This is a genomic window from Rosistilla oblonga, assembly GCF_007751715.1.
Classification (GTDB): Bacteria; Planctomycetota; Planctomycetia; order Pirellulales; family Pirellulaceae; genus Rosistilla; species Rosistilla oblonga.
Genome location: NZ_CP036292.1, coordinates 2,849,038 through 2,871,469 on the forward strand (window position 1 = coordinate 2,849,038; position 22,432 = coordinate 2,871,469).

The 22,432-nt window shown below is 58.4% G+C and carries 17 protein-coding genes; 7 read left to right on the forward strand and 10 right to left on the reverse strand.

Features of this window, described 5'->3' with window-relative positions; translation table 11 throughout:
- Positions 1-102: 102 nt before the first annotated feature.
- On the forward strand, positions 103-1,674 hold the full coding sequence (locus CA51_RS10080; protein WP_145120191.1) for a protein adenylyltransferase SelO: 1,572 nt from the start codon (positions 103-105) through the stop codon (positions 1,672-1,674).
- 24 nt (positions 1,675-1,698) lie between these two features.
- On the opposite strand, the gene msrA is transcribed toward CA51_RS10080, so the two are convergent.
- Together msrA and CA51_RS10090 are read right to left on the reverse strand one after the other, a co-directional pair.
- Positions 1,699-2,208 carry a peptide-methionine (S)-S-oxide reductase MsrA gene (msrA, locus tag CA51_RS10085; RefSeq protein WP_145120193.1) on the reverse strand — a complete coding sequence of 170 codons (510 nt, stop codon included), beginning with the start codon at positions 2,206-2,208 and terminating at the stop codon, positions 1,699-1,701.
- 257 nt (positions 2,209-2,465) lie between these two features.
- A complete protein-coding gene (locus CA51_RS10090; protein WP_197451724.1) occupies positions 2,466-3,902 on the reverse strand; it encodes a porin in 1,437 nt (478 codons plus the stop codon).
- Positions 3,903-4,232: 330 nt separating this feature from the next.
- Here CA51_RS10090 and CA51_RS10095 point away from each other — a divergent pair, with 330 nt between their 5' ends.
- On the forward strand, positions 4,233-6,179 hold the full coding sequence (locus CA51_RS10095; protein WP_145120197.1) for an esterase/lipase family protein: 1,947 nt from the start codon (positions 4,233-4,235) through the stop codon (positions 6,177-6,179).
- Between the two features lie 104 nt (positions 6,180-6,283).
- Here CA51_RS10095 and CA51_RS10100 read toward each other — a convergent pair whose 3' ends face one another.
- Positions 6,284-7,528, reverse strand: coding sequence for an outer membrane beta-barrel protein (locus CA51_RS10100; RefSeq protein ID WP_145120199.1), 1,245 nt, complete (start codon positions 7,526-7,528; stop codon positions 6,284-6,286).
- A 1,103-nt stretch (positions 7,529-8,631) separates the two neighbouring features.
- On the opposite strand from CA51_RS10100, the gene rny reads away from it, so the two are divergent.
- Complete coding sequence (rny, locus tag CA51_RS10105) at positions 8,632-10,284, forward strand: ribonuclease Y (protein ID WP_145120201.1); 1,653 nt, start codon at positions 8,632-8,634, stop codon at positions 10,282-10,284.
- Positions 10,285-10,949: 665 nt separating this feature from the next.
- Complete coding sequence (locus CA51_RS10110) at positions 10,950-11,228, forward strand: hypothetical protein (protein WP_145120203.1); 279 nt, start codon at positions 10,950-10,952, stop codon at positions 11,226-11,228.
- A gap of 110 nt (positions 11,229-11,338) precedes the next feature.
- Here the strand turns inward: CA51_RS10110 and CA51_RS10115 are convergent, their stop codons facing one another.
- Both CA51_RS10115 and CA51_RS10120 read right to left on the reverse strand, forming a co-directional pair.
- Complete coding sequence (locus CA51_RS10115) at positions 11,339-12,502, reverse strand: helix-turn-helix domain-containing protein (RefSeq protein ID WP_145120205.1); 1,164 nt, start codon at positions 12,500-12,502, stop codon at positions 11,339-11,341.
- A 259-nt stretch (positions 12,503-12,761) separates the two neighbouring features.
- Positions 12,762-13,784 carry a ThiF family adenylyltransferase gene (locus tag CA51_RS10120; protein WP_145120207.1) on the reverse strand — a complete coding sequence of 341 codons (1,023 nt, stop codon included), beginning with the start codon at positions 13,782-13,784 and terminating at the stop codon, positions 12,762-12,764.
- Positions 13,785-13,917: 133 nt separating this feature from the next.
- Between CA51_RS10120 and CA51_RS10125 the strand changes: the two genes are divergently transcribed.
- Positions 13,918-14,904 carry a glycosyltransferase family 2 protein gene (locus CA51_RS10125; protein WP_197451725.1) on the forward strand — a complete coding sequence of 329 codons (987 nt, stop codon included), beginning with the start codon at positions 13,918-13,920 and terminating at the stop codon, positions 14,902-14,904.
- A gap of 5 nt (positions 14,905-14,909) precedes the next feature.
- On the opposite strand, the gene CA51_RS10130 is transcribed toward CA51_RS10125, so the two are convergent.
- The 3 genes from CA51_RS10130 to CA51_RS10140 all read right to left on the reverse strand — a co-directional run bounded on the left by CA51_RS10130 (position 14,910) and on the right by CA51_RS10140 (position 18,924).
- Positions 14,910-15,869, reverse strand: coding sequence for a putative 2-dehydropantoate 2-reductase (locus CA51_RS10130; protein ID WP_145120209.1), 960 nt, complete (start codon positions 15,867-15,869; stop codon positions 14,910-14,912).
- 110 nt (positions 15,870-15,979) lie between these two features.
- Positions 15,980-17,218 (reverse strand): glucuronyl esterase domain-containing protein, encoded by a 1,239-nt coding sequence (locus CA51_RS10135; RefSeq protein WP_145120211.1) that lies wholly within the window; start codon positions 17,216-17,218, stop codon positions 15,980-15,982.
- Between the two features lie 512 nt (positions 17,219-17,730).
- Positions 17,731-18,924, reverse strand: coding sequence for an IS4 family transposase (locus tag CA51_RS10140; protein ID WP_231746179.1), 1,194 nt, complete (start codon positions 18,922-18,924; stop codon positions 17,731-17,733).
- Between CA51_RS10140 and CA51_RS26135 the strand changes: the two genes are divergently transcribed.
- Complete coding sequence (locus CA51_RS26135) at positions 18,808-19,278, forward strand: hypothetical protein (RefSeq protein ID WP_231746245.1); 471 nt, start codon at positions 18,808-18,810, stop codon at positions 19,276-19,278. The genes CA51_RS10140 and CA51_RS26135 overlap by 117 nt on opposite strands.
- Before the next feature lie 193 nt (positions 19,279-19,471).
- Here CA51_RS26135 and CA51_RS10145 read toward each other — a convergent pair whose 3' ends face one another.
- Both CA51_RS10145 and CA51_RS10150 read right to left on the reverse strand, forming a co-directional pair.
- Complete coding sequence (locus CA51_RS10145) at positions 19,472-20,767, reverse strand: glucuronyl esterase domain-containing protein (RefSeq protein WP_197451726.1); 1,296 nt, start codon at positions 20,765-20,767, stop codon at positions 19,472-19,474.
- A 198-nt stretch (positions 20,768-20,965) separates the two neighbouring features.
- Positions 20,966-21,322 (reverse strand): hypothetical protein, encoded by a 357-nt coding sequence (locus CA51_RS10150; RefSeq protein WP_145120215.1) that lies wholly within the window; start codon positions 21,320-21,322, stop codon positions 20,966-20,968.
- Positions 21,323-21,589: 267 nt separating this feature from the next.
- Between CA51_RS10150 and CA51_RS10155 the strand changes: the two genes are divergently transcribed.
- A complete protein-coding gene (locus tag CA51_RS10155; protein WP_231746102.1) occupies positions 21,590-22,426 on the forward strand; it encodes a ThuA domain-containing protein in 837 nt (278 codons plus the stop codon).
- Positions 22,427-22,432 lie beyond the last annotated feature (6 nt).

Below are 22,432 nucleotides of genomic sequence, written 5' to 3' on the forward strand. Positions count from 1 at the left end.
ATCGAAAACTCTCGGGCGATAAGTTCTAACGCGACGAAGGACCGGGGCTGCCCGCCGCTGGAACGTTCGGCGGCAAACGGATCATTGGAAAGGTAATTAGACGTGCAACTTCAAATCGACGACCACTTCATCCACGCATTGCCTTCCGATCCCGATCGTTCCAATCAGCGACGGCAGGTCCGCGGCGCAGCCTATTCGTTTGTCACGCCGCGGGTTCCTTCGCAACCGACGCTGCTGCATGCGGCTGCTGATGTCGCCGCTATGATCGGATTGTCGGAGGAGGATCTGAAGGCGAAACGCTTCACCGACGTCTTCAGCGGAGCCGTCGTTCCCGAGGGAGCCGATCCGTATGCGATGTGTTACGGCGGGCATCAGTTTGGTAATTGGGCCGGTCAGTTGGGCGACGGTCGAGCGATCAATTTGGCTGAAGTCAGCCACGAAGGCGTGCGGCATACGTTGCAGTTGAAGGGAGCTGGTGAAACGCCTTACTCGCGGATGGCCGATGGACTGGCCGTGCTGCGATCGTCGCTGCGAGAGCATCTGTGCAGCGAAGCGATGTTCCATTTGGGCGTCGCCACCACTCGCTCGCTGTCGTTGATCGCAACGGGCGACGCGGTGCTGCGCGATGTGATGTACGACGGCCACCCGGAATATGAGCCCGGCGCGGTCGTCTGTCGCGTCGCACCAAGCTTCATCCGTTTCGGAAGCTTTGAAATCCTGGCGTCGCGCGGCGAGATCGACCTGCTGCGCCAGCTGGCGGATTACACGATCGGGCACTACTTTCCCACGCTCGATGCCGACGCACCGGACTACATCGAATTCTTCCGCGAGGTTTCTCAGCGGACGATGGCGATGATCGTCGATTGGCAGCGAGTTGGGTTTGTCCACGGTGTCATGAACACCGACAACATGTCGATCCATGGCGTGACGATCGATTATGGGCCCTATGGTTGGTTGGAGGGCTACGATCATGGATGGACGCCTAACACAACCGATCGCCAGCACCGCAGGTATCGGTATGGCAACCAGCCTCAAATTGCACTTTGGAATCTTGCTCAACTAGCCAGCGCGATCTCGCCGCTGGTCGATGATGTCCAACCGCTGCGCGATGTGTTGGAAGATTTTCAGCAGGAGTTTCCGAAGCGGTACTTTGAGATGATGGCTGCGAAGATTGGCTTGGATCGCTTCCAAGCGGGAGACGAAGCGTTGTGCAACGATCTCGAGGACGTCTTGCAGTTGACCGAAACCGATATGACGATCTTCTTCCGCCGGCTGGCATCCATCCCCAGCGATCTCGATCTGCAGCGTGGCGTCGAGTTTTTGCAGCCTGTCGCCGATGCGTTTTATGATCCCGCTCAGGTGACCGGCGAGGTGTTGGAGCGTTGGCGCAGCTGGTTCACGTCGTACACCGAGCGATTGCGGCAGAGCGAAGAAACGCAGCCGGATCGGATGGCGCGGATGAACTCGGTGAATCCGAAATATGTGCTCCGCAACTACATGGCACAAATGGCGATTGACAAGGCGACGCAGGGCGATCTGTCGTTGATCGATGAACTGTACGATCTGCTGCGAGATCCCTACGCCGAACAACCCGACCGGGAAACGTGGTTCGCCAAACGCCCGGACTGGGCGCGGGATAAGGTCGGATGTTCGATGTTGTCGTGCAGTTCGTAAACGCCTGCTCGACAAAGATTCAACTTATTGAGACGCTTCGGGGCGTTGCGGCAGCACCCAATCGGGACGCAGGAAGTGGCAGGTGTATCCGTTGGGATTCCGCAACAGATAATCCTGGTGCTCCGGTTCGGCTTCCCAGAAATCGCCCGCCGGTTCCACCTCGGTGACAACTTGGCCGGGCCAGATTCCCGACGCGTCGACGTCGGCGATCGTCTCGATTGCAACCCGTTTTTGATCGTCGTTGGTGTAGTAGATCGCCGAACGGTAGGAGCTGCCGATGTCGTTTCCCTGGCGGTTGGGCGTCGTGGGATCATGGACTTGGAAGAAAAACTCCAACAGCTTGCGGAAGTTCGTTTGGCTGGGATCGAAGATGACTTCGATCGCTTCGGCGTGTTGACCATGATTGCGATAGGTTGCGTTGGGAACATCACCACCGGTGTAACCGACGCGAGTCGCGACGACGCCAGGCTGTTTGCGGAACAAGTCTTCCATTCCCCAGAAGCACCCGCCTGCCAATACTGCTCGCTCATTCATGGTCTTCGTTCCTTGTTGGCTTTGTTTGATCGAGCATCCGACGGTGGCTGAAAACCGCGGGACGCTTGTCCCCATTTCGTCGCCTTCGCAACGTCGAATCCTTCGCTTTTCGGCAGCGCTAACCCGAGATTCGATGGAAGATTGATTTTGACCTTCGGTGCGAAGATCTGCAACGTGGTCGAAGGCATTTGCCTGCGTCGGGCGGTGAACCCTCTGCGGATGCTTCAGGACGTCGAGTGGCACATTATCCGCAGGGATCAGAAGCTGAATTGCATCTGCGTGCGATACAGCCATCCGCGATCGCCGGGATTGACGTCCAGCGCCGACGAATTGATCGGAGCGCCATCGAGCCGGGTGACGTCGGTGACTATTTTGGCTCGATTGCCGCGCAGATACCATGCAAGTCCCGCCCCGACCTCGTCGGTGCTCTGGTCGCTCGCTCCCAGCGTCCCCGAGTCGCCGTCGACTCGAGACCAACGGGTCAGCACTTGCAGCTTTTCTGGGACGACAAAAAATCCCAATTGAAACCAGAACCCATGGTCTAACAGACTTGGGATCCCTGGCCCCTCGAAATCGCTCAGGTTGCGAAAGTAATACTCCATCGTCGACGACCATCCGCGCCACTTGAACGATGCGTCCAGAGCGAACTGGGAAACGTGATAGCTGTCGACGGCTAGCGGCAGAATCGAGGCAAAGGTCTGACCCGAATCGACGACGCGCGGCGTGTTGAATTCGGTCGATCCGTTGCGGCTGATCGTCGTGCCGGCAAAGGCGCATCCGACTCGCATCGCCAGTCGATCGTGCGATTCAAAATCGGCCAATTGAGAATCGCCCCAGTCGCCGATCGGATAGCCCTGCAGCCGAATCGAATAGGCGAAGTTGTCGTCCAGGTTGCCGCTGCTGCCCGTCTCCGCACCGCCGGTCACAAACCCGTTGAAGATCGCGGTTTCCCATTCGATCGGAATCGCGGTGTGCTTCGATTCTCCAAACAGCCCGACGGCGAGGCTGCGGTTGACGTCGAAGTAGGTGCTCGCAACCGACCGATCGCTGAACTCAAACTCTTTGCCCGACAGCCAGCGAGCCATGGTGAAGGGCATCTTGTATTTGCCGGCGCGGAAACCAAACGTCCCCTTCTCGAATCCGAATTGCGAATGCCCGATGTCGTAGCTGAGATAGAAGTCGAGCAGCCGCATGTCGTCGCCGCTGCTGCTGCGACCGTCGAACTGCGTGAAATAAGTCAGGTCGGGGAGGAACGCGTTGCCGGAAAGGATCAACCGCGCTCGCTTCATTTGGAACTGATTCAGGTCGGTATTGGGGAGAGCCACGTCCGACGCGGTATGACGCAATTGCCCCCATCCGTTGACCTTCAACCGGAACGGAAACGCTTCGGCCTCCAGATCGCGTTCGCGTAGGCTGGCGATCACAAATCCATCGTCGTAGCCGACGCGGATGCTGTCCGAAAAGCGACGCAGTTGGGCGGAGGCAGATACGCCGTCGCCGGGCGTCCAGGGCGAATGCGGGTCAGCGATGTCGCAGATCTGATCCGCCGCGGGGGGCGTCCCAGCGGCAGCCGCGTCGTAACTGGCGGGGACGACCGCGTTGCTAGCGATCATCGATTCCTGACCGATCGCGGGAACGCTATCCTGCGAAACAATCAGTGCGACAATCGATGCGATTACGGGAAGAAAACGCACATCCGGATCCAGAGTCAGAAGTGGTCGATACGGGACAATACTATCCATCGGCATCCACCGTTAGATCCCGCACGATTGACACCAGCGTCGGGACTGGTCGGATTGGGTAAACCGTGCGGAGTCGTGCCCTGCCAGCCGGCCTAGACTCCTACAACCGGAAAACTTTGGGGGACCGCTCCATTTTGCGTCGCTTGACTGTCGATCAGATGTTCCGTGTGACTGTTCGATAACGTAGCTCTGGATCGCCGCTGATCTGCTTCGTTCACTTGAAGTCCCGCAATCGAACATGGAGGTTTCGATTATCGAGATTCTCCATATATAAAGTCGGTTGTGCGCAAGCGTCTGTTTCCAAACCTGTTGTGCCATGCGATTCTGCTGGTCGCGATCACCGGCTGTGGATGCATGCGCTCCGACCGGTTGCGATCGCCGACGCTGGTCAGTCCATCCCTGGCCGCCTGCAGCTATGAAGGATGGCTTGGGCTGGGATCGTTGATCGCGGGCCAGGGAAAGATCGACGACTTTGAGCGTTATCGCCTGCAGGCTTCGCTGCATCCAACTGCAGAATCGTCGACGGCGCTTGGGGAACGAGCCTACGCAGTCGCGGAACGGCTGCACGGCCAATGCGACCACCGCGCTGTCGACTATTGGGCGCAGACGATCGCTTGGCTAGACGATGGCCGCCGGCGTTGTGGCGTCAGTGGCGGGAAAGATCCCAGCGACCGAATCGCCCGCGTCCGCCACAGTGCACTGATTCGGATCCTTTCGTGTGGCCAGAAGTACGGCCGGCTCGACCCCGCATCCCACCTGACGCTACACGCCGACGCGGGGCCGATTCAGGTTCCCATCGTGCACGATGGGTTTGCTTGGCGGCAGAGCGACTTTCAACGCCTGATGGTCTTTGAGTCGCCCGCTTCGGCGCTCGGCAATGTCTGCGGCCGCGGCGTCCCCCTGATCGTGTTCACCTCCAAAAAAGAGGGCCAGCATGCAGCGTCTGGTTGCGGCGACGGCTGCGATACGTGTTGCAGCACCGATCCGTCAACGGACAACCGCTGCGAGAAATTCTTAGATTCACGGCTGCCCTTTGCCGCAACGGCGCTGTTGGATCTGCCGGTCTCGCTGTTTCAAAACCGAGCGGCGTGCGACGACGCGGAAACCGATCGATTCTCCGCGGCGACGATGCGATTGGTCAATCCATTGGCCAGCGACCTGCCGGAGACTTACGCCGGAATTGCCAAGAGCCCCGCGATGCCGCTCTACTACGCGCGTCAGAGCAGTCAGTACAACCCGGTCGTCGCCTTCATCGGAGGCGATAATGGTATCGATCGGCCCGAACTGAAATTCCTCGAACCGTACCAACCCGACAAGATCCCATTGATTCTGGTGCACGGTTTGCTTTCGAATCCGGCTACGTTTCTCGAAGTTGCCGATGCCGTGCGAGCCGATCCGCAGTTGGCTAGCCGCTACCAAATCTGGGTCTTTCGTTATCCCACGGGGGACGAATTTCTGCAGTCGACCGCCGTCATGCGTCAGCAACTCGCCGCAGCATTTGCATGCCACACCGGCGGTTCGCCCGACCAGCGCCACCCGCACCGCGCCGTGATCGTGGGGCACAGTTTGGGCGGCTTGTTATCCAAGCTGCAGGTCACCAGCAGCGGAGATCGGTTGTGGCGTTCGATCGCCGACGTGCCATTGGATCAGTTGCGAGGAACACCGCAATATATCGCCCATCTCCGGCGATCGTTCTTCTTTGAAGCCAGCCCCAATATCGGACGCGTCGTCTACATCGCCACGCCTCACCGTGGATCCCCTTGGGCCGCTCGCTGCATCGGCCGGATTGGATCCTCGTTGGCCGGATATCGTTCCGAGGACAAGCGGGATTTCCAACAGCTGGCCGCAGCCAATCCAGGCGTCTTCTCGGGCGAGTTCTCCGACTCGCTGCCGTCGAGCGTCGATCTGTTGCGTCCTAATAGCCAGTTGTTAGAAGCCCTCGCAGCCACCCCGTCGTCGCCCCATGTGATCGTCAACTCGATCATCGGGGATTGTTTTCGCTTGCCGCGAGCTGGCCCCTCCGACCGCGTCGTTCCCGTCTCCAGCGCCTATCGCAAGGAAGCCGAATCGACAGCGTACGTCGATGCATCGCATACCGCGATCCTGCGTTCGAGCGCGGCGCACGCCGAGTTGCTGAAGATCTTGAGACGCCATCTTCAGGAGACTGCATCCGGCGAATGTCGGTGTCGTCTCGAGCGTCCAGAAATCGAACTCGCCCCCGCGATCTAGGCGGCCAAAATCGGGCGATTGAGCCAGGATGGACGGCCTCGCCAAACGCGATTCGTGACGCCCGCGGCAACGCGGCGACGTTACGTTGTTCCAGCCGATCGGACCTAGAACGTGCGGACCGCGTTCACTGCGTAGGTGAAGAAATCGTCTTCGCTTCCGTCGTCGAAGGGCTGAAGTCCTCCGCCGGCGGCATCCCACCGCACTTCCGGGCGGACGATCCACTGCGACTCGTGATGCCAGTTCAGCCCCAGCGTCAATTCAAAGTAATCACCCGCGTCGGCAGCACTATCGCCAACGCGGACTCCCCCGTCGTCGCGGAACCATTCGACGCGAGTTCCCGCCTGCCAAGCGTCGTTGATTTCAAACATCAGGTACTGAACGATCGCGTACCAGTGAGCGTCGGGGGCGGTGGCTTGGTTCGTGTTTGCACCGAGATCGTTGTGCAGGACATAACTGCAGCGATCGGAGACCTGATGCTCGAGGATCAAGCTGTGGATGTAGATGTCGCCTTCATCGCTGGGCACGCCATCGTGTCCGGTTCCATCGCCCCAGTCGCCAGCCAGCAGCGACCAGGTCAGCGTCGTCTGCTCACTGATGGCCAACGTCGCTCCGCCGAGAAACGTCGACGCGTGCAAATCGTTTGCGAAACTGCTGTCCATTCCCATCGTCCAGCCGCCGCTCAGGGTCAGCCGATCGTTGACGTCGTAGGTCGCCAGGAATCCGCTGTGCGTGTTTGGTTCGGAATAATAGAACGTGTAGCTGTGCGAATAGAAGAAGTTCAGCGGTGCCGGAACGCTTTCCCAACCGATCGGAGTCAGAAAATAGCCGGCTCGGATCGCAAGGTCGTCGATCCGCACGTCGGCATACATTTGAGGGATCGCCGCGCCGTAATCGCGTCCCGAATCCCAACCGAAGTCCCAGGTCTGATCGGCAAACGCTTGGTTGTCCGGCCCATCGGTGCCAAACAACGCGTCGATTCGGAAGCCCCAGTCGAGCCCATCGTCGGCGATCTGCCGCTCGGCAAACATCCAGATCTGATTGACGACGACGCCATCGGAAACGTTGTTGTATCCATACGGTGCGTTCCCGGTTCCGCTGCGATTGCCGTCGCCGTTTAGCGTCAGTCCCGTCGAGATCCAACCGCCCATCGCCACGCCCGACGTTTCTCGACAGTCGTTCAGCAGCGATGCAAGCGAACCGGTCTGGGCGACTGTGTCAGTATCGCACTGCAGCGCGTCGCAATCGGCGGTGACAGGTGTACACTCGGCGGCCGCAGCGGGTTGTCGCGCCGCGGCGATAAACATCACCGCGATGCTAAGCGACCAAAGTCCAACGGTGGATCGAAGCATGACAAGTCCTATCGATAGCGCGAGATCATTGCACGCTCTTGAATCGACACATCCGATTGCAACCGCCTGTCATTTCGATCGCTGCGGCGTTGGATCGCCCCCGGGTATCCGCAACAATCGGAACATTCAGTAAACCAAGGTAATGAAGGCGTGGTTGCTATCAAAAGTTGTTAGCTTCGCACGCGCTGTTCCCCGGCAACTCCTTTCGCTCGTTGGTGCCAGCCGCTACCGGATCTCGGTTGGCCAAGAGAATTTGCGTCGCTGGCGAGGATGCGCGCGTCGAGCGCTTCGGATCGGCTGAACGCCCCGGCGGTGGCGATGGCCGACTCGACAGGTTGCAGCGTTTTTCGGGGCGGAGCGCCGATCGGAGCCGACAATCCGGCGGGGTTTGGCGGCGAAGATGATTGCACTTGTCTGCGATCGCGGGTATCATCCAGGCTAACCTAGGGAGCGGCGGTTAGATCCGCATAGAGATCGCTTTTAGGTTGACTTTTGCGGGTGTTGCCATTCGGCGACGTCCATTCCACTGAATTTGAATAATCGAAGATTTTATAACCTGGGCCTCTGGTTGCTCGCTGGTTTGCTTCGGCAAATTTGGTCGCAAAGCTAAATGATGTATGTATTGATGTTACTGCTACTCTTTGTCCTCGGACTGATCTTCTTGCTCGGCAGTGTTGGGTTCTTGTGTCGGCGTCGCAACATGTTGGCAATCGCCACCGTTTCGACGCTTCGCAGCGGTGCCTTTCCTCGAGCAGCTTGGGCCGAGCAATCGATTTTGTGGCGAAGCCTCCCGCGCGGCCCTGCGCCGTTCGGATTTTTCCTCCCCGCGTCGGTAGATCATTGCGCCGACGGTGCGCCTAAATTGCGTTCCTCGCGAACGCCTATTAGCTTGCTCAAACCGGGATCGCCCACCATACCTACTCCTGCAGAGCTTCACTCTTCTCATTTCAGCCGCTCGATCGCCTCTGCCGCTGCTTTCCAATAGATCCAATAAACCCAAACCGCAGTCCGTGAGCTTGCTCGCGCGATTGGCTCGTTTGCCGTGTTGTTGACAACCACCGCAAAGGTCGTGAGATCTTCCTGATCGATAAAGGGAGTTCGCGATGAACGCGCTAGACAACATCTTGGGGCTCCAGCTCCATCTGCTGGCGACAGTCGATAAGGATTCGGCATCGGAGTTTGGCCTCTGGTTGGTCTCCACATCGACCTTGATTCTGCTCGCCCTCGCCGGGGCGCTGTTCGGTTTCTGCAGCAACTGGCTCTACCAGCGGACGCTCGACAAACGCGGTATCCGCCAGGCGAAGCTCGATTCCGAAGCGATGATCGAAAAGGCGAAGCTGGAGACCGAATCGATCCACAAAAACGCGGCCTTGGAAGCAAAGGAGATCGTGATCCGGCACAAGGCGGAAGCGGACGAGGAGATCAGCCGAGTCAAGGAATCGCTTCGTGAGACGCGTCACGAATTGGAATCTCGCGCCGCCACGCTGGCTCAATCCGAAGAGGGGCTGAAGAAGCAGGAACGAGGGCTCGAGAACACCCAACGGCGGCTGGCTCAACAGCTCGAAGCGGTTAATCGCAAACGCGAGCGGCTGGATCAACTGACCGATGAAAAGCAGAAGATCCTGCAGCAGGCGAGCGGGATGTCGAAGGAGGAGGCGTCGAAGCAGTTGATGCAGACGCTGCAGATGGAACTGGATCAAGAGATCGGTACGGCGATCCTGCACCACGAACGCCACCTCTCCGAATCGCTCGATGCCAAGGCCCGCGAGATGCTTCTGACGGCGATGCAGCGGTACGCCGCGGTGCACACCGCCGAGAACACGACAAGCACCGTCGACATCCCCAACGACGATATGAAGGGGCGGATCATCGGCCGCGAGGGACGCAACATCCGCGCGTTCGAAAAGGCGACCGGGATCGACGTGATCATCGACGATTCTCCCGGCGTGGTGATCGTCAGCGGATTTGATCCGGTTCGCCGCGAACTGGCTCGCCAATCGCTCGACAAACTGATCTCCGACGGCCGCATCCATCCCTCGCGGATCGAGGAAGTCGTCGCACAGACGTCGAAGGATCTCGACGAATTCATCCGTCGCAAGGGAGAAGAAGCTGCCGACGAAGTCAACGTGCCGGGGCTGAACAAGCGGATCATCGAGATGCTCGGCCGCCTGCACTTCCGCACCAGTTACAGCCAAAACGTGTTGCGACACAGCATCGAAGTCGCCTACTTCTCCAGCATGATCGCCGAGATGATCGGCTTGGATCCCGATGTCGCTCGCCGCTGCGGCTTGCTGCACGACATCGGCAAAGCGGCCGACCACGAACTCGAAGGGGGCCACCCCAAGATCGGTGCCGACCTATTAAAGCGGCACAACGAATCGCCCGAAGTCGTCCACGCAGCTTTCGGCCACCACGACGAGATCATCACCGAATTCCCCTACACGGTGCTCGTCGCGACAGCGGATGCTTGCAGCGCCAGTCGCCCCGGTGCTCGACGCGAATCGCTGGAACGGTACGTCAAACGGATGGAAGAGCTCGAATCGATCGCCACCGATTTCGATGGCGTCGAACAAGCGTTTGCGATCCAAGCGGGACGCGAGCTGCGAGTGATCGCCAACTCCAAGATCACCGACGACGCCAAAGCGGCAGCGATCTGCCGCAACATCGCCAAGGCGTTCGAGCAACAGTTGACGTATCCCGGCGAGATCAAAGTCACCGTGGTCCGCGAGAGCCGGTTCACCGAACTAGCCCGCTAGCGATTCACTTCACTCGCCGGGAGGGTGAAGTCGATCACCCGTGTAAGCAGGACTCCACCCGCCCGGCGGCAGCCGGGAGGGTCGGCAAACAAGCGTTTGGCGAGTTTTCCGGGGAGCGGCATCCGCTGTATCGAATACCTCGACTCGCTCAGGCCGACTCCCCTCCCCGAACCTCGCTGCGCTGGTTCGACCCTCCCCGTCAAACTGCGTTTGGGGGAGGGTGAAGGCTGGTGGGGCGCCACGTTTTCTTACACCTGGGACTTGCGTCACCAGGCTAACTCATGGCGTCGCTTCGCGACTGACGCGTTTTCGAGTGGCGAAGCCATGCCATGCAACAGCCTGGGACGCAAGTCCCAGGAAATCGCCCTCCATCACGCCATTTCAAGTCCCCAGTCGCAACGCGACGTCATGCGTTAGCCTGGGACGCAAGTCCCAGGAAATCGCCCTCCATCGCGCCATTTCAAGTCCCCAGTCGCAACGCGACGTCATGCGTTAGCCTCGCGACGCAAGCCTCGGGAACTGGGCCAAGCCCCATCCACGCTTGTTAGTTTAGGCGATCTACAAAGCTCGTGCGTTTTTGACCGATAAAACGCTGGACCGGTTCGAATAAATGCCGATAGGAGGCTTGTAGGATTTGATACAAGAGGAACTCCGGAGCGCACCCGATGTCCAATGCACAACGTTTGGATGAAGTCAGAGCTTTTCTGCAGGCTTGGTTCTCGAAGAGCCATCCGTCCAACGTTTGGAGCGCGACCGAGTCGATCTTGATCAGCGACGGGCATTATTGCGGCCGCCGCTTCGCTTTTGGTCCCTACACTGCGATCTGGTTTGTCGAAGAAAACCAGGTCAAAATCTTCGATCCCGATGGATCGGTCGCCGTTCGCCAAGACTGCAGCGAACTGTTCGGAGAAGAGCCGACGCTTGAAATCCGTCGCGCGGCGTAAAACGCCCGCGCCCCGTAGTGGACGAGGCTACGAGTCCCTCTGTCCCAAAGGAAAATTCCCTATGCGAGGACTCGTGGCCTCGTCCACTACCGTTAGATCGCGTGCCGAACCTAGCCGTTGGAGACGATGCGTCGCTCGATCGCTTTGGCCGACAGTGGCGTGATCTTGGCTGCTGAGGAGACGTTGGTCATCAACAGGTCTTCGCTCTTGGCCTTCGAACCGTCGGTTTCGTATTCGACGATATAAGCACCGATCTGAACGTGCGGTTCTTCGTAAACCGGTGGCCAGAAGGCTTCGCTGCGCGTGGCCAGAGTTTTCGCCAGGTAGCGAGTCGCTCGCCCGGTGAATCCGCTGAGCACCATGTCCAATCGGCCCAAGGCTTCGCGGAAGATGTAGAAGACCAAGGCGACGTCGGAGTTTTGTCCGCCGCCGGCCCATTCCCAGGTGCCGTTGTCGGTCTCGACCCAAAGGCCAGGCTTGTCGGCAGCTTCGGTTTTCGACAGCCGTTCCCCCGCTGTAGAGGATGGTGGTTTGGGATCGAAGTCGCGGTATCGCATGAAGAAAGGACAGGCGCGATCCGAAGCCTTTTCCACGTCGTCTTGCGAAACAAATGGGTCGCAGCCAAACGCTTCCGAGAACAGCACCTCGGCGACCGGATTGCTCTTCACGCTACCGATGCAAACCATCGCTTTGTCGCCGGGGGCACCGGAGAACGATTCGTACACCGAATTCGCACGCAGGTGAGTCTCTTCGGTCGAGACGTGCCCGGGACTCCAGACCAGTGTCTGCAGCAAACGCTCGGGTTGCGGTGGATTCTCTTCCGCCTTGGTGCTGCCGTTGACGCTCGAACCGGCAGCGTGGTGGCGAGCCGATCCGCCGAGAGTCGAGACGCCGTTGAGCAATGCGCCCATCAAAACCGAGTCGGATGCGACGACCCAAGCCTGTTCGGGAGCGTCGTTAACATCCCCCTGGCGGATTCCTACGCATAGTTCCAACTGACGCCGGCGGGCAAGCAATTCCCAGAAGTGTTCGGCACGAACGGCAAATAACGCACCCGGCAATTCGGCTGGCGTCGCATGGCCATGGTCGATCAGATAATCGCAGAGCTTCGAAAGCGCTTCGATTGGAATGTATTTCGCTTCATTTTTCAGCAGCGAAGCAACTTGATGCCTGTCCAGGCCGGTGTGCTCAACGATCGCCTTGATCGTACCCGGACGACGGCGGCGGTCGGGATTATGCCCTAGGAGCTCTGCAAGGCGAAATGCATAACGCATGACGTTCAGTCCTTAACTTTCGTATAGAGTTTTTATAGCCGCGCCCGAGCCAAATCAAAGTTGAGCCGACTAAAGTGCCGAATTTTCCCCTCAAGGTAGAATTCCAATCTAATTAAAGCGGCTGCTCTTCCATAGGGGGGCGGCCCCGCAAAATCGAGATTCACGAAATAATGGCTGCCATTTCCCCCCAGGTGGAAAGTGCTGATCGTTTTTTACTGGACGCGCGATTTGCGAATTTGCGTTGGCTGATCCCCCTTGGCTACTGACCGACGTATTGGGCATACAGCGACCGCGCTTTGGCGACCTCCTCGGTTCCAGCGATGATTGCCCTTCCGTCGGCGAACAGCGTGATCTCGAAGGGATCGACGTTTAAGCGAACCAGGAACCGGTTCTGGTGGACCTCTCCGGTCTCGCGCCACTGGTCGGCGATCCTATCGATCGAAACCGCTCGCCCACCGGGGATCTGCACCGCGTTGCGGCCACATAGAACGATCGGTTGGGCGGCGAAGTCGCCATTGAGGAAATCGAACGAACGCTGCTGGCACAGCGGGCAGTTGGCTTGGGCCGATTTACCGATCTCGATTTGCAACGTTCTTGAGGTCCACAGGTCGATCGATTGCAATTTTCCCTGCAGCGATGCGTTTCCGCTGACGATCCACTGAATCGCTTGACCGACCTGCAGGCTAGCGATCGTATGCGTTGCGGCATTTAAAACCCCCGCGGTATCACAGGTCGCGACCGATCCGGCTTCTGGCAGTTCGGGGACGACGCAGCGGAAGCAGGGGCGATCGACGCCGCGAAAGAATCCGACCTGCCCTTGAGCTCCCACGCATCCGCCGTGAACCCACGGCTTGCCCAACTTGACCGCCGCGTCGTTCAACAGCAAACGCGTCGGAAAGTTGTCGGTTGCATCGATGACCAGATCGATGTCAGACATCAGCCGCAAGATGTTGCCTGGGTCGACGTCGCAGGCCTCCGCCTCGATTTCGATCTCGCTGTTGATTCGTGTCAGCCGCGCCGCGGCCGCCGCTGCTTTGGCGACTTGCAATTCTGCGTCCGATTCCTCGAACAGCGACTGCCGTTGCAGATTGCTCCATTCGACCGTATCGCGATCGACGAGCCGCAGAAATCCGACGCCCGCGCGAGCCAACAGTTCCGCCGCGACGGTTCCCAACGCACCGACTCCCAGCACGAGCACGCGCGCCGCGGCGATCCGCGCTTGCCCACTGGCAGCGATCGGGGCGAATTGAATTTGGCGTGCGTATCGTGTCGAACGAGTCATGGTGTTATCTGTTTTGGGCTGATTTGCAAATCATCGCGGCGCGAATTGGCTGGACAAACGCCGCCGCGATTGACGTTGTTTCAGGGGCCGTCGCTTCGGTAAGCTCTGCGCCTGCAAGCACCCCAAAACACCGTTGAGTCACGACGTGGATCTCTCGATCATTATTCCGATTTTCAACGAGGCCGATAGCGTCCGTCCGCTTTACGATCGGTTGGCGGAGGTGATGCCTCAGTTGCCCGCGGCGACCGAGATCGTCTTCGTCGACGATGGATCGACCGATGGCAGTTCGCAACGGTTGGACCAGATCGCCACCCGCGACGGACGCGTGACAGTCGTTCACTTTCGCCGCAACTACGGCCAGACCGCCGCGATGCAAGCGGGGCTCGAACAGGCCCGCGGCCGCGTGCTTGTCACGCTCGATGGCGATCTGCAAAACGATCCGCACGACATTCCCGCGATGTTGGATGCGATCGACCAAGGGGCCGACCTAGTCCATGGCTGGCGGAAGGATCGCCACGACACTTGGCTCACGCGCAAGCTCCCCTCGCTGATCGCCAACCGCTTGATCTCGCGGGTGACCGGGCTGCCGATCCACGACCTCGGCTGTACGCTCAAAGCGATTCGGGCCGAAGTCGCCGACGAATTGGATCTATACGGCGAGATGCACCGTTTCATCCCGGTGCTGGCGTATGCCCGCGGCGCGCGTTGCCACGAGATGGTCGTCGCCCATCACGCTCGGCAGTTTGGGACCAGCAAATATGGGCTCAGCCGCACGACTCGCGTTGTGTTGGATCTGATCACCGTCAAATTCTTGATCGACTACATGGATCGGCCGATGAAGCTGCTGGGGCGACTGGCTCTGGCGGCCCTTGCGGTCAGCGGTTTCGCGGGCCTCGGCGTTGCGGCGATGAAGCTTTTCAGCGGCATCGACATGACAGGCAATCCGCTGCTGTTGCTGACAGTTTTTATGGGAATCGTCTCGCTGCAGTTCTTCGGGCTGGGGCTGTTGGGAGAAATGAACACGCGACTCTATTATCAGCGCAGCAGTCGCCGCCCCTTTGCGATCCGCAGCATCACCCAATCCGCAAGCCAGACCGTTGCCATGAACCGCGCGGCGTAGATCGATTAGCCGCGCGAGGTATGTTCTTCGGTCCGCCGCCGGTCGAAGAACGTCAGTTGCTGATACAGCATTTCCAGTCGTGGCGATTGGCCGCCGTGACGCTGCAATTCTCGCAACGGGTTGCCCACGATCGCTTCGACCTCTATCGGCCGCCCCTGTTTGAAGTCGACTCGCATGCTGCTGTCGTACGGGACCATCGCCCGCGTATCGTTCATCATCTTATCGACAAATGCTTCACCGATCGACTTGCCGCACTGCATCGCGGCGGCTCGCACGTCGCGGATGATCTGTTCGGCCAACGCTTCCGACGCGGGATGGTTCATGATTTCCGCCGTCGATGCGTCCAACACGACCGACAGTCCGTTGAACGGGATATTCCACATCAGCTTTTGCCAGCGGACCTTGATCAGATCGTCGACAGCTTCGGCGGGGATCGATGCCAGTTTCAGATCGGCTTCGATTTCGCGAGTCCGCTCGCTGATCGGCCGCACCGAGCCGTCGGCGCGGTATTCACCAAACGCGATCCGCCCGTAATCGATGTGGTCGATGTGTCCCGGACCGACTTTGTTACTGCACAAGAAACAGCAGCCACCGAGAACGCGGTCGGGACCGACCACCGCGGCCGAATCCGCTTCGACGTGCAGTCCGTTTTGGAGCACCAGCACGACGCCACCTTCACGCGTTGTGGCAGCCAAAATTTCCGCCAGTTGCTGATTGGCTGTCGTTTTGATCGCCACGATCGTGACGTCGCAGGCCGGCATCTCGGCGGCGCTGCGGTAGGCGTTGACTTGCGGCAAGTGAAAGTTGCCGTTCTTGGAATCGACCTGTAATCCGTGCTGTTGCACGTGATCGAAATCCGAACGCAGCAGAAAGTGAACGTCGAGTCCGGCCCGAGCGAGCAGCCCACCGTAGTAACCGCCGAGCGCTCCGGTACCGATAATTGCATAACTTCGCTTGGAGGACATTCCGTTGCTCGCTTCTAAGTTAAGTTTCGATGGTCGCCTTTCACTCCGCGAAAGAGCGTGGCCCAAACTCGCACTTTCGCACAGCGAAAGGCGACCGACCAGGCCCGCGACTACTTGCCCCAGCGCCGGTCGGCGAAGTCCATGTAGGCGTTCCAATCGAAGTCGGTGACGTCGTGCTTGCCGGTTCGAATGTGATAACCCAACGTGTGCATGATCGGTTTGTTGACCAGCGGCATCTCGGTTTTGCCACCGATTCCATCGGTTCCCAGCAGACGGAAGACGGGCGCTGCATGCACAACCGACAGGAATTCACCACGTGGATCGGCCCACGTATCCTCTTTGGCACTCGCGATGTAGGCGCTGCGTGGTGCGATCAACGCAACCAGTTGATGCTGATCGACGGGGCAAGCTGATTCGTTGTTGCCGTATTGCGAATTGTTATCGCAGAACCAATGCGGGCAGGTTTTGTTGATCTGAGCTACCGTTTCGCCAAACGCACGGCGACTGAGCGCCGCTCCGCCGCACCCCGAATCGTTGGAGATTGTGATCGAAAAACGCGGGTCGCTGGCACCAGCCCACAACGACGCCTTGCCTAGACGTGAGTGGCCGAAGACGGCGACCCGTTTCGTGTCGATCTCGGGATCGGTTTCCAGGTAATCCATCGCCCGACTCAAACCCCAGGCCCATGTTGCGATCGAACCCCAGCCGTCTTTGGCGGGCGGATCGTACAACGCGTGAACGCCGTTCTTGAAACCGTCATCAAAATCGGGGTCGATGTCACCGTAATAGACTGTCGCCAATCCGTAGCCGCGATCGATGATCATCTCCACCGGCCAGCGGCTCGCCAACGCTCCACGACTCGCTTCGGTCGCCCGATGGTCGACAACTCCTTGTTCTTTGTTCGATCGCATCCAACTTTCGGACAACAGGACCGCCGGGTCGTTGGAGATCGTATGATTGCCATAAAAGTTGAGGGACAAGTAGGTCGGAACCGGCTTCTTCGCCTCGACACTTTTCTTGGGCAAGTAGATCAGGATGTCCATCGCCACGGTTTCATCGGCGTCGAAGTAGACACGCACCTGTTTCCGCGTCGCCTTGCCATTGACCGCATCGTCGCTCTGCTCAAAGACTTCAAAATGTAGCCCTTCGGGTTTGCCGGGCGCTTTGCCGTAAACCTCTTCGAGGAACAGCTGCATGATTTCTTCGCGGCGCTTGGGCCATTGCTCCGCCGACGTGACGGGAGTGCCATCGGCCATCACCAACGGATCGGGCAGTGTATAGGCCGGAACCTTGGTTTCATCGTAATTAAAACCGGCCGGCTGGGCCGACAACATCGCTGTCGGTAGCATGAGCGTGAGGCAGAATATTGCGATTTGAAGAGACGTGGTTTTTGAAGTGGTAGGCATCGATGCGGGAGCTCCAGGAAGGGAATTTCAGTCCCACATGATGCTCGGCATCCTCAGGCGATGCAAGTCGCAGGGAAACAATCACAGATTGCCAATCACGATTTCAAATCGAGGTTTCAGCAAGCGCGAGGCTGACAGCAGTATCGGACGCGATGTCGTGGCGGCTGATGCGCGGACAAATGCTCTGGCTGACCAAGGCTGCCCGCGTCGCTATGCCTTGGGCGACAACCAGTCTTGGATCTCCGCTGCTCCACGATTAAACCTCGGACTCCGTTGCGACAGTAACGTGAATCATGCTTTAGCCGCCAAGCCCATCGATACTCCATGGATCCGCCAGTGCCTCGACCTGAAATCGTTCCGGTCGGCACACGCGTGCGGCTTGTCGGTTTAATCAGCCGATTGGGCGTTAGCCCCGGTTCCGCTGCCACTAAACCGGGGCTAACGCCCAATGGCACTCACTTTGACGTTGGGTCTTCTGGATCGTTGGGTTTACTTTTCTTTCTTCGTTTCTGGAAGTGGGTGGTTTTGGGGCGGCGGGCGTAGGCCTCGCGTGGATAACTGCGTCCTGGGCGATTGGGGAGCTTTTGCTTTGAGGCGTAGTGCAGCACGCGACCCAAACGTTCGATCCAACGACCGGGGGCACTGACTTCAATCCCCTGCAGCATGTGACGGTAGACAGACCACACGCCCGTAAAGCTTAATTCCCGTGGCTCACACTCGGCAATCACTGCGGCTTGGCGACGCAATTGGGTCGCCAAATTGTACGCGACCATCGACAAGGCGAACTCTTTGAGAAACATCTCCTTCGACTTCGCTCGGATCTCTTCGGTACCGATTACCAGTTTGATGTTGCGGATATCGACTTCGATATCGTTGCGTTTCCAGTACAGATCGCGCAGTTGCTTGGGCGTCGCATCGATATCCTCGACGAGGTAGAGGCTCTCTTCCCCGATCTTCAATTCATGGATCATCGCCGCTATGACACAGTCGGATGGGAGGTCTGGATTGGTTACCCGTTCCTTGGCCGAAGGAGTCCAGGACACCCGGTAGCTTTTCGAAGTGGCTGTCGAATGGATTAGCTCTGCCCGCTTCCGAATTCGATTGAATCGATCTTTCTTTAGCCGTAGAACAAAATTGTGTCCATTCAAATGGGCATGATAAGCAGTCGAAAATATTCCGAACCCAGCGTCGGCCATGATGATGGATTTAGCCGGGAGTCGCTTCATGAGAGTTTGAGCAAGCCGAGTTTCTGAGACGGCGTTTGGGCCATACATAGCTCCAATCTCCTCAGGCACTGCTGCCCCCGAACTGAGTTCATGTGCGAAAACCACATACGCGATTGGCCACACACTTTCGCCGTACTGGTTAGGGGCGGGTGGGTAAGCGGCCTGAAGCTCGGCCACTGGAGCCAGTGTAAAGGTCGTTCCATCGATCAAGAACACACGCCGGTCACCCCATGTCGGCGCCGTCGAGTTAACGATCGACGACGCGACACGCTCTTGGAACCAATGAGCTGCCTTCAAGCTGAGCCGATGTCGCGCATCGCTGTAACTGCTGCTCTTCGTCGAAAGCGAACCCTCGCGAAGACGCTTGTTCGTCTTGAGTTCCGGGGGAGCCGTTGCGACAAAGTGGAGCACGGCATCTCGCAGACTCGCCTTGGGGTTGAGGCGTTGGAAGAGCATCAGCCACAGAACTACACTTGTTTTATAGACGGCCGCTGGCCCAAGCTCTTCAAACACATCGGCATCGCCGATGTCCGTCCACTGTTTGAGCAGTTCGAAAGCCGCACTAAGGTTCTGAGTTCTTGCATCGCTCGACATGGAATGGCTTTTTCTGGCAGTCAAAAGAAAACCAAACCGCTAGCGCAAATTCAGTGCCAATCACATGTGGTGGGAAGGGAAATGTTACTGGAATGTGAAAATGAGTGCCATTTGGCTAACGCCCAATGGCTAATGCAAGGAAGCTTGTTGAGACTAAACCGACAAGCAGCGTGCGGTGGCTGACGAAGGCTAGATCTGGTTTCATCAACCATGAACGCGATTGCCAAGTTCATGCAAATCGCGTGGAAAAAATCCATAGCCTAGGACTGAAGGGGAACGGGCCGTGAGACCTTCGGCTAGCAGCGAAGGGCGAAACTCGCAACCTGCCTATGGTCCGAAGCGGTTCGTTCAGACCGGCTTTCGACCAAGTCGGCGGCTACTTGCCCCAGCGCCTGTCGGCGAAGTCCATGTAGGCGTTCCAATCGAAGTCGGTGACGTCGTGCTTGCCGGTTCGAATGTGATAACCCAACGTGTGCATGATCGGTTTGTTGACCGGCGGCATCTCGGTTGCGCCGCCGATTCCGTCGGTTCCCAGCAGGCGGTAGACCGGAGCGGCATGCACGGCGGACAGGAATTCGCCGCGTGGATCGGCCCACGTGTCGTCTTCGGCACTGGCAATGTAGACGCTGCGGGGTGCGATCAACGCAACCAGTTGATGCTGATCGACGGGGCAAGCCCCTTCGTTGTCGCTGTACTTCAGATAGTTATCGCAGAACCAGTGCGGGAAGCTCTTGTTGATTCGAGCAACCGTTTCGCCAAACGCACGGCGGCTGAGCGCCGCGCCGCCGCATCCCGAATCATTGGAGATCGTGATCGAGAAACGTGGGTCGCTGGCACCAGCCCACAACGAAGTCTTGCCTAGACGCGAGTGGCCGAAGACGGCGACTCGTTTTGCGTCGATCTCGTCATCGGTTTCGAAATAGTCCATCGCCCGGCTCAATCCCCAGGCCCAAGTCGCAAGCGATCCCCAGCCGTCTTTGGCGGGCGGATCGTACAACGCGTGAACGCCATTTTTGAAACCGTCATCAAAATCGGGATCGATGTCGCCGTAATAGATCGTCGCCAATCCGTACCCGCGATCGATGATCATCTCCACGGGCCAGCGGTTCGCCGACGCACCACGACTCGCTTCGGTCGCACGATTTTTGACGACTCCTTTTTCTTTGCTCGATCGTATCCAACTTTCGGACAACAGGATCGCTGGATCGTTGGAGATCGAATGATTGCCAAAAAAGTTAAGAGTCAAAAAGGTCGGGACCGGCTTGTTGGCTTCGACGCTTTTCTTGGGCAAGTAGATCAAGATGTCCATCGCCACGGTTTCGTCGGCGTCGAAGAAGACGCGAACCTGTTTCCGCGTCGCCTTGCCATTGACCGCATCGTCGCTCTGCTCGACGACCTTAAAGTGCAGCCCCTCAGGCTTGCCGGGGGCTTTGCCGTAAACCTCTTCGAGAAACAACTGCATGATCTCTTCGCGACGTTTGGGCCATTGGTCCGCCGAGGTAACGGGAGTGCCATCGGCCATCACCAACGGATCGGGCAACGTGTAGGCTGGAACTTTGGCTTCGTCGTAATTAAAACCGGCCGGTTGGGCCGACAACATCGCGGCCGGAAGCGCGAGCGCGAGGCAGAATACTGCGATTTGAAGAGACGTGGTTTTTGAAGTGGTAGGCATCGATGCGGGATCTCCAGGTAGGGAATTTCAGTCCCACATGATGTTCGGTATCCCCGGTCGATGCAAGTCGCGGGGATGCAATCGCAGAGCCAAGCAAGATTTCAAAGCGAGGTATCAGCCGCCACGCGTTAGTGCTCGGTTGCCAGCAGAACCTTGAGGTATCAAGTGCTACGCGCCAGCGCGAGGTTGCCAGCCTCGCTACGCCTGTGTTGGCGGCCAGTCCTGGATCACGGCGACTTCGCGGTTTTGTTTGTTCGCCGCATCGCGGGCAACGTGAATCATCCACTTGCCGCCGAACCCATCGATACTCCACAGACCTTGCAGCGTCCCCTCGCCATCAAACGAACCGGGGTAATCGACGTGGTGCGAGCCCAGGTACTGCTTCACCAGCAGTGCTCGTTCCCCTTGCAATTGGCCGCTCAGCGTAAAAACGCCCACGATATCGCGGCCGCCACCAGACACCTGGCCATCGCGGAACGCAATCTGCAAATCTTCCATCGGCTGTCGGCCCAAACCTTGTTGTTCCCACCAGCCCTCGCATCGAAGCCTGCTCATCGTCTGTAAAACCTCCGACCTCTCGAAAACTCTGGCCCCCTGTGACGCCCGCGTTATTATTGCGTCGGTGAGCCGAAAGCCAAGTTTTTTAGGGGCTCGATTCGGCGCGGACTGTTGAAAACGTCGTGGCTGTTGCGATCGCGGCGTCACCCCGGAAGACGATTTTCCACCGCGAAGCAGACGTTGATTTGGCGAGCGACTAAACTGATGGCCTTGATCTGCCCTGCTCCCAACTGGCCTCTATCCAATCTTTTGGAGACTCGATCGATGGTTCGATTGCTAATTTGTTTCAGCCTTGTCGCTTCGACGGCGATGTTTGCGATTGCCGAACCGGCTCGCTTGTTGATGGTTTCGCAAAGCGTCGGGTACCGGCACAGTTCGGTCAATCGCGAGAAGATGCCCCTCTCCCCCGCCGAACGAGCGATCACCGAATTGGGAATCTCCAGCGGGCTATTCCGCGTCGACTGCACGCAAGATGTCGCCACCGACTTTACGAAAGAGAAGCTGCAACATTACGACCTCGTCTTGTTCTACACCACCGGCGACCTGCCGATCGCTCAAGAGGACCTCGACTACTTCTTCAACGACTGGTTGAAGCAGAAGGGACACTGTTTTATCGGCACCCACTCCGCCGCCGACACTTTCCATAACTACAAGCCCTACTGGGACATGATCGGGGGCACCTTCAACGGACATCCTTGGGGTGCGGGATCGACAGTCACGATCTCCGTTCACGATCAAGACCATCCGGCCAGCAAGCCGTGGGGCGAAGAGGTGACGTTAAAAGATGAGATCTATCGCTTCAAGAATTGGCAACCGGAAAAGGTCCGCGTGCTGATGAGCCTGAACATGGCCAAGACCGAATTGAAAGAACCGTACCATGTCCCCGTGTTATGGGTGAAAGAGTATGGCGACGGAAAAGTGATGCACATGAGCCTGGGGCATCGCGAAGACGTCTGGACCAACGAGACTTATCTCGCTTCGCTGTTGGGCGGCATGAAGTGGATGTTGGGCCAAGAGCCGGGCGATGCGACGCCGAACCCCGAACTCTCGGCGGCTCAGGAATTAAAAGCCAAAGCAGACACCGAAGCTGCAAAGAAATAGCCCTTG

What these genes read in the sequence shown, in the direction of transcription:
- CA51_RS10110 (WP_145120203.1), top strand. Translation starts at nt 10,950, where the DNA reads ATGTCCAATGCACAACGTTTGGATGAAGTCAGAGCTTTTCTGCAGGCT.
- CA51_RS10115 (WP_145120205.1), bottom strand. Translation starts at nt 12,502, where the DNA reads ATGCGTTATGCATTTCGCCTTGCAGAGCTCCTAGGGCATAATCCCGAC.
- CA51_RS10145 (WP_197451726.1), bottom strand. Translation starts at nt 20,767, where the DNA reads ATGCCTACCACTTCAAAAACCACGTCTCTTCAAATCGCAGTATTCTGC.
- msrA (WP_145120193.1), bottom strand. Translation starts at nt 2,208, where the DNA reads ATGAATGAGCGAGCAGTATTGGCAGGCGGGTGCTTCTGGGGAATGGAA.
- CA51_RS10150 (WP_145120215.1), bottom strand. Translation starts at nt 21,322, where the DNA reads ATGAGCAGGCTTCGATGCGAGGGCTGGTGGGAACAACAAGGTTTGGGC.
- CA51_RS10100 (WP_145120199.1), bottom strand. Translation starts at nt 7,528, where the DNA reads ATGCTTCGATCCACCGTTGGACTTTGGTCGCTTAGCATCGCGGTGATG.
- rny (WP_145120201.1), top strand. Translation starts at nt 8,632, where the DNA reads ATGAACGCGCTAGACAACATCTTGGGGCTCCAGCTCCATCTGCTGGCG.
- CA51_RS10130 (WP_145120209.1), bottom strand. Translation starts at nt 15,869, where the DNA reads ATGTCCTCCAAGCGAAGTTATGCAATTATCGGTACCGGAGCGCTCGGC.
- CA51_RS10155 (WP_231746102.1), top strand. Translation starts at nt 21,590, where the DNA reads ATGGTTCGATTGCTAATTTGTTTCAGCCTTGTCGCTTCGACGGCGATG.
- CA51_RS10120 (WP_145120207.1), bottom strand. Translation starts at nt 13,784, where the DNA reads ATGACTCGTTCGACACGATACGCACGCCAAATTCAATTCGCCCCGATC.
- CA51_RS10135 (WP_145120211.1), bottom strand. Translation starts at nt 17,218, where the DNA reads ATGCTACCGACAGCGATGTTGTCGGCCCAGCCGGCCGGTTTTAATTAC.
- CA51_RS26135 (WP_231746245.1), top strand. Translation starts at nt 18,808, where the DNA reads ATGTCGCGCATCGCTGTAACTGCTGCTCTTCGTCGAAAGCGAACCCTC.